We start from the raw sequence: 15531 nt of genomic DNA on the forward strand, positions 1-15531 counted from the left end.
GCGGCCGGTCGGCGGTGCCGAACACCCGCCCGGCCCGGTTCAGTGCCCGGGCGGCGGGGCGCAGCGCCCCGCCGAGCGCGGCGGGCAGGCGGGAGCGGCGCAGCAGGTCCAGCACGACCGAGCGCTGCACCTCGGTGGCCTCGGACTGCTCGTTCTTGAACCGCTCGGCCCAGGCGGTGAGCGGGCGCCAGAACAGGAAGTTGACGCCGACCACCAGCACCACCATGGTCGCGATCGCCCAGCCGACCCGGCCGAGGTCCCCGGCGGCGATGGCCGCGCCCGCGTACGAGCCGACCCCGGGCAGGGCGTACCGCTGGCCGTCCACGGTGATCGCCTCGGAGGCGACCAGGAAGAACCAGCCGCCGCCGAAGCCGAGCATGCCGTTCCAGACCAGGCCGATCATGCCGGAGGGCAGTTCGACCTTCCAGAACCTGGTCCACCGGCTGAACCCGAACGAGCGCGACAGCTCGTCGAGTTCGCGCGGCAGCGAGACCAGCGCCTGGTAGAAGGCGAAGGTCATGTTCCAGGCCTGGGAGGTGAAGATGGCGAACACGGCGGCGCACTCGAGGCCCAGCCCCGAGCCGGGGAAGAGCGCGAGGAAGCCGGAGACCGCCACGCTCAGGAAGGCGAGCACCGGCACCGACTGGAGGATGTCCAGCGCCGGGATCAGCACCCGCTCCAGCCGGCGGCTGCGGGCGGCGGCGTACGCGTAGCCGAAGGTGAACACGATCGAGACGGCGAGCGCGGCGAACATCCGCAGCAGGGAGCGCGCCGCGTCGTACGGCAGCCGGGCCGGGTCGGTGTCGACGGCCGCGTCCCGGGCGGTGGAGAAGCGGACGGGGCCGCCCTGGCCGAGCCGCAGCACGGCGTAGAGCAGCACCAGGACGGCGGCCGCGACGACCAGGTCCACCCACACCCGCCCGCCGAGGCGGTTCGCCGTCCGGGCGGACAGCGAGCCCCGGGACAGGCCCGGCAGTGAGCCCCGGGACAGGCCCGGCAGCGAGCCCCGGGAGAGGCCCGGCAGCGGGCTCCGGGACCGGCCCGGGGCGGGCTTCGGCAGGGTCATGGCGGTACCTCCGGCGCAAACCCGGGCAGTCTGCTCCCTCGGGACGTCCGTACGCAAACCCGTCCCGCGGGCCGTACCGGCCCGGGGCCCGTCCCCCGGTCAGCGGGCGGGAGCGGCCCCGGTGTGCCGGCGGGCCGCGGTGACCAGCAGCCGGGCGGTGCGGGCGGGCAGTTCCAGGTGCCGGGCGATCCATCGCGGGTCCTGGCCCTGGGTGGCGAACATCCAGGCGGTGTAGAGCCGGCTCAGGCCGGGCGCGCCGGGGGAGAGCAGCAGTGGGCGGACCTGTTCCATCGGGAAGCCGTCCAGCGAGCGGGCGCTGAACCACTGGGTGGAGTCGTCCGCCGCCCCGGCCTCGCCGGTCGCCCCGGCCCCGCGCAGCAGCGCGGCCGTGCCCGCCCGCCGCCGGCTGCCGGCCAGCAGCAGGGCGAGCAGCAGCCCGGCGACCGAGGCGCCGACGAGCGCGCCGGACAGGAAGAGCCGCAGCGGGTGGGGCGCGAGGCCGACGGCGAGGCCCTCGGCGGTGATCAGCAGCAGGACGCCGCACAGCGCGGCCCCTCTGCCGGTCCGGGGGAACAGGACGGTTCGGGTCATCGCGGGGGTCCTCCTTCGACGGGTGTCGTGGTTCCTCGGCGGGGTGGGGGAGGGTCAGGCGGTGCGGGCCAGCCGGGGGTCGTACTTGTAGCCGATCTGGCGGACGGTGGCGATCGCCTCCCGGTGCCCGGGGCCGAGCTTGCGCCGGATCCGGGCGATGTGGGTGGCGACGGTGCGGGAGTCCCCGGTGTCCGGCCGGCCCCAGACGTTCTCCATCAGCTGGCGCCGGGAGTGCACCCGCAGGGGGTTGCCGACCAGGTGGGCGAGCAGTTCGAACTCCAGGTACGGCATGGTGACCGGGCGGCCCTCGACGGTGACGGTGCGCTGGGCGGTGTCCACCACCAGGCCGGGCGCGGGTGCCGGGACCGGGGTCGGCCGCCGGGCCGGGGCGGTCACGGGGCGGTCCGAGAACAGGGCGTCGATCCTGGGGTAGCGCAGGGCCATGGCGGTCGGGCTCCTTCGGGGGTGGTGGACGGGTCGGTGCGGACGGGTGATCGGGTGGTCGGGTGATCGGGTGGTCGGGCCGGGGCCGGGGCCGGTGTGGCCGGTGCGGACCGGGGGATCGACGGCGGGTCCCCCGGTCCCCCAGCCCCCGGTCCCCCAGCCCCCGGTCCCCCAGCCCCCGGTCCCCCAGCCCCCGGTCCCCCGGCCCCCGGTCCGTACCGGGGCTCAGCGCCCGGGGTGCCAGACGGCCTCCAGCCGGGTGGCCCCGTCCGGGGCGGTGACGGTCCGCCAGTGGGCCCGCAGCCCGCCCCGGCCGCCGCCCGTCGGGCCGGCGGCCGCAGCCGGAGCGGCCCGGAGGACGCTGTTGTCCAGGGGACTCGCCGCCAGGCGTCGGCCGAGGGTGGCGAGGGTGGAGCGCAGTCGGCCCCGGTCGGTGGACGGGTGGGTGGGCAGGAAAGCGGCGACGATGGTCATGGCAGGTCACCTCCGTGACGGGTCGGTGGCTCAGTGGCTGAGCGCGGTCTGGACGATCTTGACGACGACCATGGCCATCGCGATCAGCAGGTAGGCGCGCAGGGCGCCCATGCCGACCTTGCGGGCGGTGGACAGCACCGGCTTGTCGAGGGTCTCCAGCGGGGGCATCCGCCAGTCCTCCCGGCCGGTGCGGTCGATGGGGTCCTCCTTGGTGCCGCGGCGCCCGGAGGTGAAGGAGTACCCGGCGACGAGCACCCCGGCGACGCCGCAGCCGGCCATGATCCACAGGATCGCGTCGGAGCTGATGTCCGGCCAGACCACGGCGGCGGTGAGGATCAGCGAGAGCATCACCAGGACGCCGACCACCGCCGAGGTGAAGGCGTTGGTCCTCGGACCGTTCACCCAGGGGCCGAGGACGGCCTTGTCGTTGCAGAGCAGCAGCAGGAAGACGGTCGCGGAGGGCAGCAGCACCCCGGCCAGCACCTGGACGAACTGGGTCATCAGGCCCTGGGTGTAGTCGGTGGAGAGCAGGGTGATCGCCGCCGCCGCGACCACCAGGCCCGCGTAGATCCCGTAGAAGCCCTTGGCGCCCTTCACTCCGCGGTGCAGCGAGTGCTTCATGCCGAACACGTCGCCGATCGCGTACGCGGTGGACAGCGACACCGCGAAGGCGCCGATGATCGAGGCGTCCAGCAGCGCGATGGCGAACAGCACACCGGCCAGGCGCCCGGCCTTGTCCTCGATGCCCCGGGCGACGGCGGCCGCGTCGGAGAACTGGCCGAAGCCGTCGGTGCCCGCGAAGGCGGCGGCCGTGAGGCCCATCATGGCGGCGGCGCCGACGATCACGATCGCTATGCCGATCCACAGGTCGGCCTTCTCGTACGTCATGAAGCGCGGGGTGATCCGCTTGTCGATGACGTACGACTGCTGGAAGAACAGCTGCCAGGGCGCCACGGTGGTGCCGACGATGGAGACGATGACCAGCATCACGGCGGCCAGTTGGCCGGCGCCGCCGGGCATCGCGGGCACCACGAAGTCGTGCGCCATCTGCGAGGTCTTCGGGTGGACCATGAAGTAGATCGGCACCAGCAGCAGCGAGCCGATGCACAGGGTGATGGCCACCCGCTCGAAGCGCCGGAACGAGCCGGTGAAGGCCGAGGCGATGATGATCCCGGCCGCCAGCACCACCGAGGCGGCCTTCGGCAGGCCCAGGTACCCGGCCGCGAGGGTGACCCCGATGAACTCCGTGACCAGGGTCAGCGCGTTCAGCAGGAAGAGGTCGATCACGCTGAACGCGCCCCAGAACTTCCCGAAGCGCTCCAGGATCAGCCGGGCGTGCCCGACCCCGGTGACGGCGCCGAGACGCAGCACCATCTCCTGGTTGACGTAGAGCACCGGGACGAGCATCAGCAGCGTCCACAGCAGTTGGGTGCCGTAGTTCTGCCCGGCCTGCCCGTAGGTGGAGAAGGCGCCGGCGTCGTTGTCGCCGACCATCACGATCAGGCCGGGCCCGACGATCGCGAGCAGGGTCTTCAGCCGGGCCGACAGGCCGTGGCGGGGGGTGGTGTCGTCGAGCCGGATGGTGCCGAGCGCGCCCTTGATGTCGCCGAGGTGGGCGTCGTCCAGGACGGCCGGGCGCGGCTGCGGCACCGTGGGGTCGAGGGTGGTGCGGGTGGCGTGCGTGGTCATGGGGTTTCCTCCCGGGCCCCGGCGGGGCGGGGCGGGTCGGAGGCAGGCGGCACCGCTCCCTGCGGGCGGGCACGGCGCATCGGCGCGCGGCGGCGCGGCCCGGACGAGGGTGTGCGGGCATGGCGGAGCCGCGTGCGGAAACGACGTGTCGTCGTGGCTGACGGATCGGTCGCGGAAACGCTGACGGACCGTCAGGACGTGGTGCAGGGAAAGGTGTTACCGCATGCCGGAGGTGTACGAGGGCAAGCGGGGGTAGGGGCAACTGTGGCCCGGACTACTGCAATCCATGTCTCTCGCCTCCTCCCGGCCGGCGCACCCCGTGGTGCGTGTCATCGACGCGGCAAGGAGTTCACCGGCCCGCGGAACGCGACCGCCGGTTCACCCCAACTCGTCAGAGCTTAGTCCCGCTCGGAGGCGATACTTGCGTACTTGGTTAAACCTTTACCTTTGGTCGGCCTTCTCGACCGTCACCTTCAGGTGCTTCATGATCGGCTGGTCGCTCTGGGTGCTGTAGTCGCCGATCGCGCACAGCACGTTCAGCTCCGGCATGTAGCCAGCCGCGCAGCCGCGCGGGATGTCGTACGGGACGGCGAGGTAGCCGTGCACCGAGCGGGTGCTGCCGTCCCGGGCGGTGCTGGTGACGTCCACCCGGTCGAACTCGGCCAGGCCGCGCTCGCGCATGTCGTCCCGGTTCATGAACACCAGGGTGCGCAGGTTCCGCACCCCCCGGTAGCGGTCGTCGTCCGAGTAGATGGTGGTGTTCCACTGGTCGTGCGAGCGCATCGTGCCCAGCGCCAGGGTGCCGGGCGCGGGGACGACGTCGGGCAGCGCGGCGGTGGAGAACTCGGCCCGGCCGGAGGGGGTGTCGAAGACCAGCTCGCGGGCCGGCTGCTTGATCCGGAAACCCAGCGGCAGCCGCACCCGGCGGTTGAAGTCCTCGAAGCCGTCCAGTACCCGGGCCATGGTGTCGCGGATCCGGTCGTAGTCCTCGATGTACCACTCCCACGGGGTGGCGCTGTCCGGCAGCGCCGCGCGGGCGATCCCGGCGACGATCGCCGGCTCGGAGAGCAGGTGCGGCGAGGCCGGGCGCTTCATGCCGACCGACAGGTGCACCATGCTCATCGAGTCCTCGACCGAGGTGGACTGCACCCCGGCCCGCTGGTGGTCCTTCTCGGTCCGGCCCAGGCACGGCAGGATCAGCGCCCGCCGCCCGTGCACCAGGTGGCTGCGGTTCAGCTTGGTGCTCACCTGGACGGTCAACTCGCAGGACTCCAGGGCCCGGTAGGTGTACGGGGTGTCCGGCGCGGCGAGCGCGAAGTTGCCGCCCATGCCGACGAACACCGTGATGTCGCCGCGCCGCATCGCCTCGATCGTGCCGACGGTGTCCAGCCCGTGCTCCCGCGGCGGCTCGATCCCGCACACCTCGGCGAGCCGGTCCAGGAACGCGGGGGCGGGCCGGTGGTCGATGCCGCAGGTGCGGTTGCCCTGGACGTTGCTGTGCCCGCGCACCGGCGAGGGCCCGGCCCCCTCACGGCCCAGGTTGCCGCGCAGCAGCAGGAGGTTGACGATCTCCCGGACGGTGTCCACCCCGTGCTCGTGCTGGGTGACGCCCAGGCACCAGCTGAAGATCGAGCGGTCGGCCTCCCGGTAGACCCGCGCCGCCTTGAGGACGTCCGCCCGGTCCAGCCCGCTCTGGCGCTCGATCTCCGCCCAGGGCGTGGCCGCGCAGAGGTCCCGGTAGGCCTCGAAACCGGCGGTGTGGCGGTCGATGAACAGCCGGTCCAGCGCCCGCTCGTCGGTCGCGGACTGCTCCAGGACCGCCTTCGCCATGCCGCGCAGCAGCGCCATGTCCCCGCCGATCCGCGGCTGGAGGTTCAGGGTGCTGGTGCGGGTGGCCCGGTTCAGCGCCATGTCGGTGAAGTCGTGCGGGATGATCGTGCGGGTCGCCGCCGCCTCGACCAGCGGGTTGACGTGCACGATCTGCGCGCCGCGCTGGTACGCCTCGGCGAGCGAGGTGAGCATCCGGGGCGCGTTGGAGGCCGCGTTGACGCCCAGGATGAACAGCGCGTCGGTGACCTCCCAGTCCTTGAGGTCGACCGTCCCCTTCCCGGTGCCGAGCGCCGCCTGCAGGGCCCGGCCGCTCGCCTCGTGGCACATGTTGGAGCAGTCGGGCAGGTTGTTGGTGCCCAGCTCGCGGGCCAGCAGCTGGTAGAGGAAGGTCGCCTCGTTGCCGAGCCGGCCGGAGGTGTAGAACGCGGCCCGGTTCGGATCGTCCAGCCCGCGCAGGGTGTGGCCGACCAGCGCGAAGGCGTCCTTCCAGCCGATCGGGACGTAGTGGTCGGTGGCCGGGTCGTAGACCATCGGCTCGGTGAGCCGGCCCTGGTCCTCCAGCGCGAAGTCGCTCCACCCGGACAGCTCGGTCACCGAGTGGGCGGCGAAGAACTCCCGGCCGACCCGCTTGCGGGTCATCTCCCAGGTGACGTGCTTGATGCCGTTCTCGCAGATGTCCAGGTGCAGGCCCTTGGTGTCGTCGGGCCAGGCGCAGCCGGGGCAGTCGAAGCCGCCGTTCTCGTGGTTCATCCGCATCACCGCGCGCGGCCCGTCCAGGTAGGCGCCCTCGCGGACCAGGAAGCGGGTGACGCTCTTGGCGGCGCCCCAGCCGGCGGCCGGGTGGTGGTACGGCCGGACGTGGGGCGCCCCGGCGGGGGACGGGCCGACGTCCTCCGGTGCCCCCGGCCCCTGTCGCCCCTCCGGCGGGGTGGCCGTCACTTCGTCGTCGGAGGTGGTCACGGCACTCGCCTTCCGTCGCGCGGGAGGGCGCACGGGGTCGGACACCCGGCGTCGGGTCGAGGCTACGTCGGGCGGCCGGGGGCCGCGCGTCGAGCCTTCCGCGGCGGCCGGGGCAGGATGTTCCTCCTGCCGGGCGGGTCAGGCCTCCGGCAGGGTGTCGAGGACGGCGGCGACGTCCGTGCGCCGGGCGACCTCCAGCAGCGCGCGGGCCATCACCGAGCCGGGCTCCCGGGCGGCGGTCACCAGCCCGATCGGCGCGCTGTGCACCGGCTCCGCCAGCGGGACGGCCCGCATCCCGCGCGGCACGCCGAACACGTGCAGCCAGGCGTACGGCACGATGCTCGCCCAGCGGCCGGTGCGGACGTGGGCGAACAGCGAGGCCACCGAATCGGTCTCGACGCTCGGCGCCGGCGCCAGCCCCAGGCCCGCGAACACCCCGTCCAGCACTCGGCGGCCCTGCATGCCCGGTTCCAGCAGGCACAACGGCAGCCGGGAGGCCTCCGCCCAGGTCGCCCGCGGGTGCCGGGCCAGCTCGTCGGCCGGGCCGGTCAGCAGGACGTACCGCTCCTCGTAGAGCGGGAGCGTCCGCAAGCCGTCGATGCCCTCGGCGCCGCCGGTGCCGGACGTGCCGCCGGTGCCGCCGGTGCTGCCGGTGCCGGATGTGCCGCCGGTGCTGCCGGTGCCCGGCCCGGGCAGGTAGGTGATGCCCGCGTCGATCTCGAAGTTCCGTACCTGGCGCAGGAGTTCATCGGACCGCAGATCGGTGGACAGCTCCACGGAGGCCAGCGGGTGCGCGGCGCAGAACGGTCCGGTGAGCAGCGGGACGGCACCCGAGGCGGTCGGCACCGAACCGATCCGCAGCCGGCCGGCCAGGCCGGTGCGCAGCGCGTCCACCTCGTCCCGCAGGGCGTCCCGGTCGGCCAGGATGCGCTGCGCCCGGAGCACGATCCGCTCGCCCTCGGGGGTCAGGCCCTCGTAGCTGCGGCCGCGTCGCACCAGTGTCACCGCCAGCTCGTCCTCCAGCTTGCGCAGGGCCTCGGAGAGGGCGGGCTGGGAGACGTGGCAGGCCTGGGCGGCGCGGGCGAAGTGGCGCTCGCGGGCGAGCGCCACGAGGTACTCGAGCTGGCGGAAGAGCATCGGCTACTCGGCCCCGGTGCCGGTGCCGTCGGTGCCGTCGGCGTGGGTGGTGTCGGTGCTGGTGGTGTCGACGCGGTCCGTACGGGTGTAGACGTTCATCGAGTCGCCGCGCAGGAAGCCGACCAGGGTCAGTCCGCTCTCCTCGGCCAGCTCCACCGCCAGCGAGGACGGCGCGGAGACCGCCGCGAGCACCGGGATGCCGGCCATCACCGCCTTCTGCACCAGCTCGAAGGAGGCCCGGCCGCTGACCATCAGCACCGTGCCGCGGGCCGGCAGCAGCCCCTCGCGCAGGGCGTGGCCGACCACCTTGTCCACGGCGTTGTGCCGGCCCACGTCCTCGCGCAGGCAGAGCAGCCGCCCGTCGGAGTCGAACAGCCCGGCCGCGTGCAGTCCGCCGGTGCTGTCGAAGACCTTCTGGGCGGCCCGCAGCCGGTCGGGCAGCGCGGAGAGCAGCGCGGGGGTGAGGCGCAGCCCGTCCCCGGCGACGCTCCACGGCGCGGTGGTGCGCACCGCGTCCAGGCTGGCCTTGCCGCACAGGCCGCAGGAGGAGGTGGTGTAGAAGTTGCGCTCCAGCGAGGCGTCCGGGGCCGGCACGCCGGGGGCGAGCAGCACGTCCACCACGTTGTAGGTGTTGCCGTCGTCGGCGGTCGCGCCGGCGCAGTAGCGGATGCCGGCCACCTGCTCGGCGGCGTGCACCGCGCCCTCGCTGACCAGGAAGCCGGCCGCCAGGTCGAAGTCGCTGCCCGGGGTGCGCATGGTCACCGTCAGCGCACGCCCGCCGACCCGGATCTCCATCGGCTCCTCGGCCGCCAGGGTGTCGGGGCGGTACGAGGGCTCGCCCCGGCGCAGGCGCAGCACTCTGCGGGGCACGGTCACTCGGCCCATGGTCGTCGGCTCCTCGGTGGGGTCGCTCCGGTCTGTACGGATGCATCCTCCCTCCTGGCGGCGGCGCGCGGGTCGGGAGGGCCGTCGGAGCCGCCCGGGTCGCCAAGGTCGTCAGGGCCGTCAGAGGTGGGCAGGCCCGGCAGGCCCGGCAGGCCCGGGAGGCCCGCCGGGTCCGGCGGACCGGGCAGGTGGCGGCGGCTGTGGGCGGCGGTCACCGCCAGACAGAGCAGGCCGACGGCCGCCATGCCCGCCAGCAGCGCCGGATAGGAGGCGTGGCCCGCGGTGCCGGCGAGCAGCAGCGGGGTGAGGAAGCCGCAGGAGGTGGTGCACTGGTAGAGCGAGGCGGAGGTCGGCCCGGGGGAGCGGGCGGTCAGCCGCTCCACCTCGTGCAGCCCCGCGCCGAGCGTCAGCCCGTACCCGGTGCCGAGGACCACGGCCGCCGCCACCACCAGGCCCACCGAGTCCAGGGTGGCGGCGAGGGCGCCGAGCAGCAGCCCGGCGATCACGGTGGCCATCGCGGTGAGGGTGGCCCGGGCGCTGTCCGCGTCGTCCAGCCGGGCGGCGAACGGCTGGGCGACCACCCCGGTGGCCATGGTCAGCGCCGCGACCAGACCGCTGAACAGCGGCGCGTAGCCGGGCACCCGGTCGGCGACCAGCGGCGGCAGCACCACGTACGCCACCGTGGCGGCGCCGAGCACGGCCGGGCCGGCGGGCAGCACCACGTAGCGGAACCGGGGATGGCGGACGGCCGCGGTGCGGCGCGGCGCAGTGCCCTGCGGCGGCGTGCCGTGCGGCGGCGTGCCGTGCGGCGGCGTGCCGTGCGGCGGAGTGCCCCCGCTCCTCCGGACGGTCTCCGGGAGCCCGCGGGTGGCCCCCAGCACCAGCAGACAGCCCAGCGCGTGGGCCAGGCCCGGCAGCACCGTCGGGCCGGGCAGCCACTCGGCGACCACCCCGGAGGCCAGCGCCCCCGCCGCGAAGCCCGTACCGGTGGCGTACATCGCCCGGCGGGCCGCCGTCTCCGGCGGCGTCCCGGGCCCGGAGAGCTCCCGCAGCCAGGCCGTCCCGGCCAGGAAGACCAGCCCCGCCGCGAACCCGGTGCCCAGCCGCGCGACGTACACCGACGGCTCGTCCGCCACCGCCAGCACCACGCTCGCGGCGGCCGACAGTCCCAGCGCGCCGCGCACCGTCCGCCGCCGCCCGAAACGGTCGGCGGCCGGCCCGCCCAGCAGCAGCCCGGGCACCAGACCGACCAGGTACACCGAGAACATCGCGGCCAGCGACAGCGCCGACCAGTCGGTGCGGGCCCGGTACACGGTGGCCAGCGCGGTGAACTGATTGGCACCCCAGGCGGCGACGGCCACGGCGGCGGCCGCCGGGAACCAGCGCCGGGCACGGTGCCGCACGGATATGTCCTCGGTGCCGCCCATGCGCTGTTCTGCCCCGTTCCCGACTTTCCGGCCATTCCTGGATCTCCGCAGGTCCAGTGTGTGGTCCGCCGCCGCGGGGCGTCAAAGAAGCCATTCCTGTGAACCGATAGGCGGCGCCTATCGGTGAATTCCCGAATACCCCTCGAGAATCCCCGTCACGAATTCCCCGGAAGCGCCGCCGAAAATTCCCTGACACCCACTCCCGAATCCCCCGGTCTCCGCTCCGGAATTCCGCGGCCCCGCTCCGGCTACGCCGTGCCGCCCACCGACAGCACCTCCGCGCTCGCCGCGCCGGCCGGAGTCTCGTAGTGCACCCTCTCCCCGGGGTGCCGCCCGAGCAGGGCCTTCCCGAGCGGGCTGTCGAAGGTCACCAGGGTGAGGTCCCGCTCCTCAGCCAGCTCCGCGATCTCGACGGTCTCCTCCGTGCCGTCGCCGAACCGCAGCGTCACCGTCGACCCCACCCCGACGACCCGCACCGACGGCTCCCCGGCCACCTCGGCCTCCCGCAGCCGCGTCTCCAACTCGGTGATCCGCCGGTCCAGCCGGGTCACCTCCGACGCCCGCTGCAACTCGTCCGCCGCATCCGCCCGGTCCCCCACCGGCTCCACCCCGCGCAGCGTCGCGGCCACCTCCCCCCGCTCCGCCCGCAGCTGCGCCAACTCCTCCCGCACCGCACGCAGGCCCTCGGCACTGATCGGTTCCGGCCCACCGCTCATCCCAAGCTCCCGGGGCTGCTCGTCACACACTCGAACACCGGCCGCCTCCCATTACCCCACCACCGGCGGACCCGGGCAACTCCTCGGCGGGGAGCGGGTCGAGGGGTGTGCGGACGATCCGGGCGCGAACCCGCCGGGCGCGACCGTCACCGGGCCAGGGCGCGGTCCTGACGGTGGTCGGGCACCTGCTCCGGAACGACCGGGTCGAGGAAGCCGCTCGGTGCCCCGTGCCAGGAGACGGAGAGGGCTTCCCGGGCGCGCGTGCAGGCCACGAAGAGCAGGCTGAGCTCGCCGTCCAGGTCCTCGCGGTGCTGCAGCGGGTCGGTCTCCTCCGGGGTGATCGCGCTGGGCATGGGCAGCAGGCCGTCGCTCACGCCCACCACGGCGACGCAGCGGAACTCCAGCCCCTTCATCCGGTGCATGGTGCCGATCCGGACACCGGGGGACGGCGCGTCGCCCAGCAGGTGGGTCGGTGTCCCGCTGTCCTCCAGGGCCCGGGCGAGGTCGCGGCCGAGCCGGGCGGTCCGTACGGCGACTCCGATGTCCTCCGGGCTCACGCCGGAGGCGGCCCACTCCCCGACGCGGGCGACCAGGGCCCGGGTCTCCTCGTCCTGGTCGGGGTACCCGCGCACTTCGGGGTACGCGCCGTGCAGGGTCGAGTGGTAGCCGGCCAGCGACTCCTCCCCGCCGTCCATGTCGTCCGGGCGTTCACCGGTGAGCAGGGACGCGGACCAGCTGAGGATCTCCTGCGTGGTCCGGTAGTTGATCCGGAGCCGGGAGGACCGGCCGACCACCTGGATGCCGAGCGAGCGCAGCGAGACCTTGTTCCCGTAGATCCGCTGGTGCGGATCGCCGGCGAGGAACAGGTCGTCCGGCCCGGCGGCCACGAGCGCGCGCAGGAAGCGCCACTGGACGGGGTGCAGGTCCTGCGCCTCGTCGATCACCACGTGCCGGAACGGGCGGTCGCCGTCCGCCGCTTCGTCCAGCGCCCGGGCGGCCCGCGCGCAGACCTGGAGGGACGTCAGCTCCCCGGACCGGCGCAGTTCCTCCTCGAACGCGGCCACCGCGGACCACAGCCGGGCCCGCTCCGGCGCCCCGAGAGCCCTGCCCCGGCCGGTCCGCGGCGCCTCCAGGTACTGTTCCCGGCTCCCGATCGCCTGCGCCAGGACGACCTGCCGCCACTCCTGGTCGAGGAAGAGGTCGGTGAACTCGACGCCGAGCCGGCGGGCGACCCGCTCCCAGCGGGCGAGGATCGCGCGCTGCTGGAAGAGGACCTTGGGCGGGGCGCCGGCGCGGGAACGCCGGAGCACCTCGTCGGCCAGCGCGTCGACGGTGACCACCCGGACCTTCGCCCGGATCCGCCGGTCCGTCACGAGCAGCGCGAGACAGCGCTCCAGCTCCGTGGCGAGGTCCCCGGAGAAGGTGGTCAGCAGGATCGATCCGTCAGGCGCGTCCGCGGGCAACCGGCGGGCCAGGTGGTAGGCCCGGTGCAGGGCCACCACCGTCTTCCCGGTCCCGGGACCACCGGTCACCCGGGCCGGCCCGTTGTACGACTCCCGGTAGGCGACCCGGTACTGGGCGGGGTGCAGGAAGATCCGCCAGGCGTCGAAGGGGCGTTCCAGGATCTCCAGCAGCTCGTCGGGACCGGACACCAGTGCGACCCGGCCGCGAGCCCGGGCCATGGCCGAGACCAGGCCGTCCGCGGGCTGCTCGACGCTCGTGGGAGCGGCCGTCCGGGCGTACGCCCGGACGATCTCACGGTCGATCTCGGCCGGCTCCATCCCGCTCGCGAGGCCGACCAGGACGTCGAACTGCTGCTCCGGCAGCACCCGGTGGAGCGCCTCCAGGTGGGCCTCGTCGGGGAGCAGCCGGATGATCGGCAGGATCTCCTCCTCGATGCCCAGGCTGCGCAGGACCTTGTCGGAGCGGTCGGCGAAGAGCCTGCGGGGTTCGTCGGCGGCCAGGGCCCTCAGCGACCGGGAGGCCCGTTCCAGCGCGACGTCGTTGCGGATCTCGACGCCCTGGGTGGCGGCGTTCACCGAGGCCCGGTGCTTGCACGCCCAGTCGTTGGCCTTGTCGTGCGGAAGGACCTTCAGCAGGAGGTAACCGTCACCCCGGTCGGCCTTGAGGACGACCCCGCGCCAGAAGTCGGTGATCCGGATGGTCCGGATCCTCGGATCCCGCTGGTTGGTGAGCTTCTCCAGGTGTACGCCGGTGTGCGTGGCCTCGGTGAACTTCTCGAAGGTCTCGAACACCCGCCGCTGCACAGGCTTCTCCAGCGCCGCGAACTCCATCAGGAAGTCCCGGTGCATGCCCAGCGTCGCCACCCCGGCCCCCTCGCACCCCTGTCCGTCCGTCCGGCCGGGCAGTCCGCTTCACTGTACTTGGCCCGATGATCACCCGCGGCGGGCCGCCCGCCGGGCGGCCGGACCGAGGGTGGCGGTGATCACCTTCGGGGGTGGGGGCGGGGGGAAAGCGCAGGTCGGGGGCTCGGGTGGGGCGGGTGGGGGAGGGACCGGCGGTCGGGGCGGGAGCGGGCGAAGCTACCATGTGGGCAACACCCTCAGCTCGAAAGATGGACTTGTGACTGTCAACGACGACGTGTTCACGGACTGGAAGAACCGCGAGGAGATCGCGGAGTCGATGATCCCGATCATCGGGCGGCTGCACCGGGAGCGGGACGTCACCGTCCTGCTCCACAGCCGGTCCCTGGTGAACAAGTCGGTGGTCAGCATCCTCAAGACGCACCGCTTCGCCCGGCAGATAGCCGGCGAGGAGCTCTCGGTCACCGAGACGATGCCGTTCCTGGAGGCCCTGACCACCCTGGACCTCGGCCCCTCGCAGATCGACCTCGGCATGCTCGCCGCGACGTACAAGGCGGACGACCGCGGTCTGTCGGTGGCGGAGTTCACCGCCCAGGCCGTCGTCGGCGCCACCGGCGAGAACAAGCTGGAGCGCCGGTCCGGTCAGGACGTCGTGCTGTACGGGTTCGGCCGCATCGGCCGGCTGGTCGCCCGCCTGCTGGTCGAGAAGGCCTCGGGCAACGGCCTGCGGCTGAAGGCCATCGTCGTGCGCAACAGCGGCGGCGACGACCTGGTCAAGCGCGCCTCGCTGCTGCGCCGTGACTCCATCCACGGCCAGTTCCAGGGCACGATCACCGTCGACGAGGCGAACAACAAGATCATCGCCAACGGCAACGAGATCACGGTGATCTACTCCGACGACCCGACCAAGGTCGACTACACGGAGTACGGGATCAAGGACGCGATCCTGATCGACAACACCGGCCGCTGGCGCGACCGCGAGGGCCTGTCGAAGCACCTGCGCCCCGGCATCGCCAAGGTCGTGCTGACCGCGCCGGGCAAGGGCGACGTCCCGAACATCGTGCACGGCGTGAACCACGACACGATCAAGCCGGACGAGCAGATCCTGTCCTGCGCCTCCTGCACCACCAACGCCATCGTCCCGCCGCTGAAGGCGATGGAGGACGAGTACGGCGTGGTCCGCGGCCACGTGGAGACCGTCCACTCGTTCACCAACGACCAGAACCTGCTGGACAACTACCACAAGGCCGACCGCCGCGGCCGCTCGGCGCCGCTGAACATGGTGATCACCGAGACCGGCGCCGCCTCGGCCGTCGCCAAGGCCCTGCCGGACCTCCAGGCGAAGATCACCGGCAGCTCGATCCGCGTCCCGGTGCCGGACGTCTCCATCGCGATCCTCAACCTCCAGCTGAAGCGGGAGACCAACCGCGAGGACGTCCTGGAGTACCTGCGGAACGTCTCGCTGACCTCGCCGCTGAAGCGCCAGATCGACTTCACCGACTCGCCGGACGCCGTGTCCAGCGACTTCATCGGCTCGCGCCACGCCTCGATCGTGGACGCCGGCGCGACCAAGGTCGAGGGCGACAACGCGATCCTCTACCTGTGGTACGACAACGAGTTCGGCTACTCGTGCCAGGTGATCCGGGTCGTCCAGTACATCTCGGGCGTCGAGTACCCGACCTACCCGGCTCCGGCGGTCTGATCCACCGGTAGGGCAGGACGACGAAGCAGTGCGGCGGGGCGGTGACCGGTTGGTCGCCGCCCCGTCGGCGTCCCGTGCCGGGGCGGTCGCTATCTTGAGCAGTCACTGACAGGACTGGGGAGGGCGACGGGATGGGTGGTCGGCGGGTGTTCGCCGCGGTGGCGGCGGCCGGGGTGCTGACGGGCGTACTGGCCGGGTGTTCCTCCGGCGGGTCGAAGAGTGCCGGCGGGGCGGCGGCTCCGGCCGCGGTCACGGCCCCGTCCGCGGGTGCCTCGGCTTCGGCGGC

General features: G+C 73.5%; 12 protein-coding genes. 1 reads left to right on the forward strand and 11 read right to left on the reverse strand.

The annotated features are described in order from the left end of the window. The 11 genes from AB0E96_RS26720 to AB0E96_RS26770 form a co-directional block, all read right to left on the reverse strand. On the reverse strand, positions 1-1066 hold a 1066-nt coding region (locus AB0E96_RS26720; RefSeq protein ID WP_359827977.1), incomplete at its 3' end, for an ABC transporter permease subunit. 99 nt (positions 1067-1165) lie between these two features. Continuing rightward, positions 1166-1657, reverse strand: coding sequence for a hypothetical protein (locus tag AB0E96_RS26725; protein ID WP_359827979.1), 492 nt, complete (start codon positions 1655-1657; stop codon positions 1166-1168). 54 nt (positions 1658-1711) lie between these two features. Beyond that, a complete protein-coding gene (locus tag AB0E96_RS26730; RefSeq protein ID WP_359827981.1) occupies positions 1712-2101 on the reverse strand; it encodes a winged helix-turn-helix domain-containing protein in 390 nt (129 codons plus the stop codon). Between the two features lie 225 nt (positions 2102-2326). Continuing rightward, a complete protein-coding gene (locus AB0E96_RS26735) occupies positions 2327-2575 on the reverse strand; it encodes a hypothetical protein (protein WP_359827983.1) in 249 nt (82 codons plus the stop codon). Between the two features lie 30 nt (positions 2576-2605). Further along, positions 2606-4264, reverse strand: coding sequence for an NRAMP family divalent metal transporter (locus AB0E96_RS26740; protein WP_359827985.1), 1659 nt, complete (start codon positions 4262-4264; stop codon positions 2606-2608). 441 nt (positions 4265-4705) lie between these two features. Beyond that, on the reverse strand, positions 4706-7033 hold the full coding sequence (locus AB0E96_RS26745) for an FdhF/YdeP family oxidoreductase (RefSeq protein ID WP_359827998.1): 2328 nt from the start codon (positions 7031-7033) through the stop codon (positions 4706-4708). A gap of 159 nt (positions 7034-7192) precedes the next feature. Continuing rightward, a complete protein-coding gene (locus tag AB0E96_RS26750) occupies positions 7193-8191 on the reverse strand; it encodes a LysR family transcriptional regulator (protein ID WP_359827987.1) in 999 nt (332 codons plus the stop codon). 3 nt (positions 8192-8194) lie between these two features. Continuing rightward, positions 8195-9076: a formate dehydrogenase accessory sulfurtransferase FdhD gene (gene fdhD, locus AB0E96_RS26755; RefSeq protein WP_359827989.1), complete on the reverse strand. Its 882-nt coding sequence runs from the start codon at positions 9074-9076 to the stop codon at positions 8195-8197. Beyond that, positions 9064-10503 carry an MFS transporter gene (locus AB0E96_RS26760; RefSeq protein ID WP_359827991.1) on the reverse strand — a complete coding sequence of 480 codons (1440 nt, stop codon included), beginning with the start codon at positions 10501-10503 and terminating at the stop codon, positions 9064-9066. The genes fdhD and AB0E96_RS26760 overlap by 13 nt, the downstream gene beginning before the upstream one ends. Before the next feature lie 248 nt (positions 10504-10751). Then, entirely contained in the window at positions 10752-11219 is a 468-nt protein-coding gene (locus AB0E96_RS26765) for a GreA/GreB family elongation factor (RefSeq protein WP_359827993.1), read from the reverse strand. 146 nt (positions 11220-11365) lie between these two features. Then, positions 11366-13546, reverse strand: coding sequence for a UvrD-helicase domain-containing protein (locus AB0E96_RS26770; protein WP_359827995.1), 2181 nt, complete (start codon positions 13544-13546; stop codon positions 11366-11368). 256 nt (positions 13547-13802) lie between these two features. Here AB0E96_RS26770 and AB0E96_RS26775 point away from each other — a divergent pair, with 256 nt between their 5' ends. Next, entirely contained in the window at positions 13803-15245 is a 1443-nt protein-coding gene (locus AB0E96_RS26775; protein WP_359827996.1) for a glyceraldehyde-3-phosphate dehydrogenase, read from the forward strand. The last annotated feature ends 286 nt before the right edge of the window (positions 15246-15531 follow it).

Origin of the sequence: Kitasatospora sp. NPDC036755 (genome assembly GCF_040636595.1) — a bacterium.
In the GTDB taxonomy this organism is placed as follows: Bacteria; Actinomycetota; Actinomycetes; order Streptomycetales; family Streptomycetaceae; genus Kitasatospora.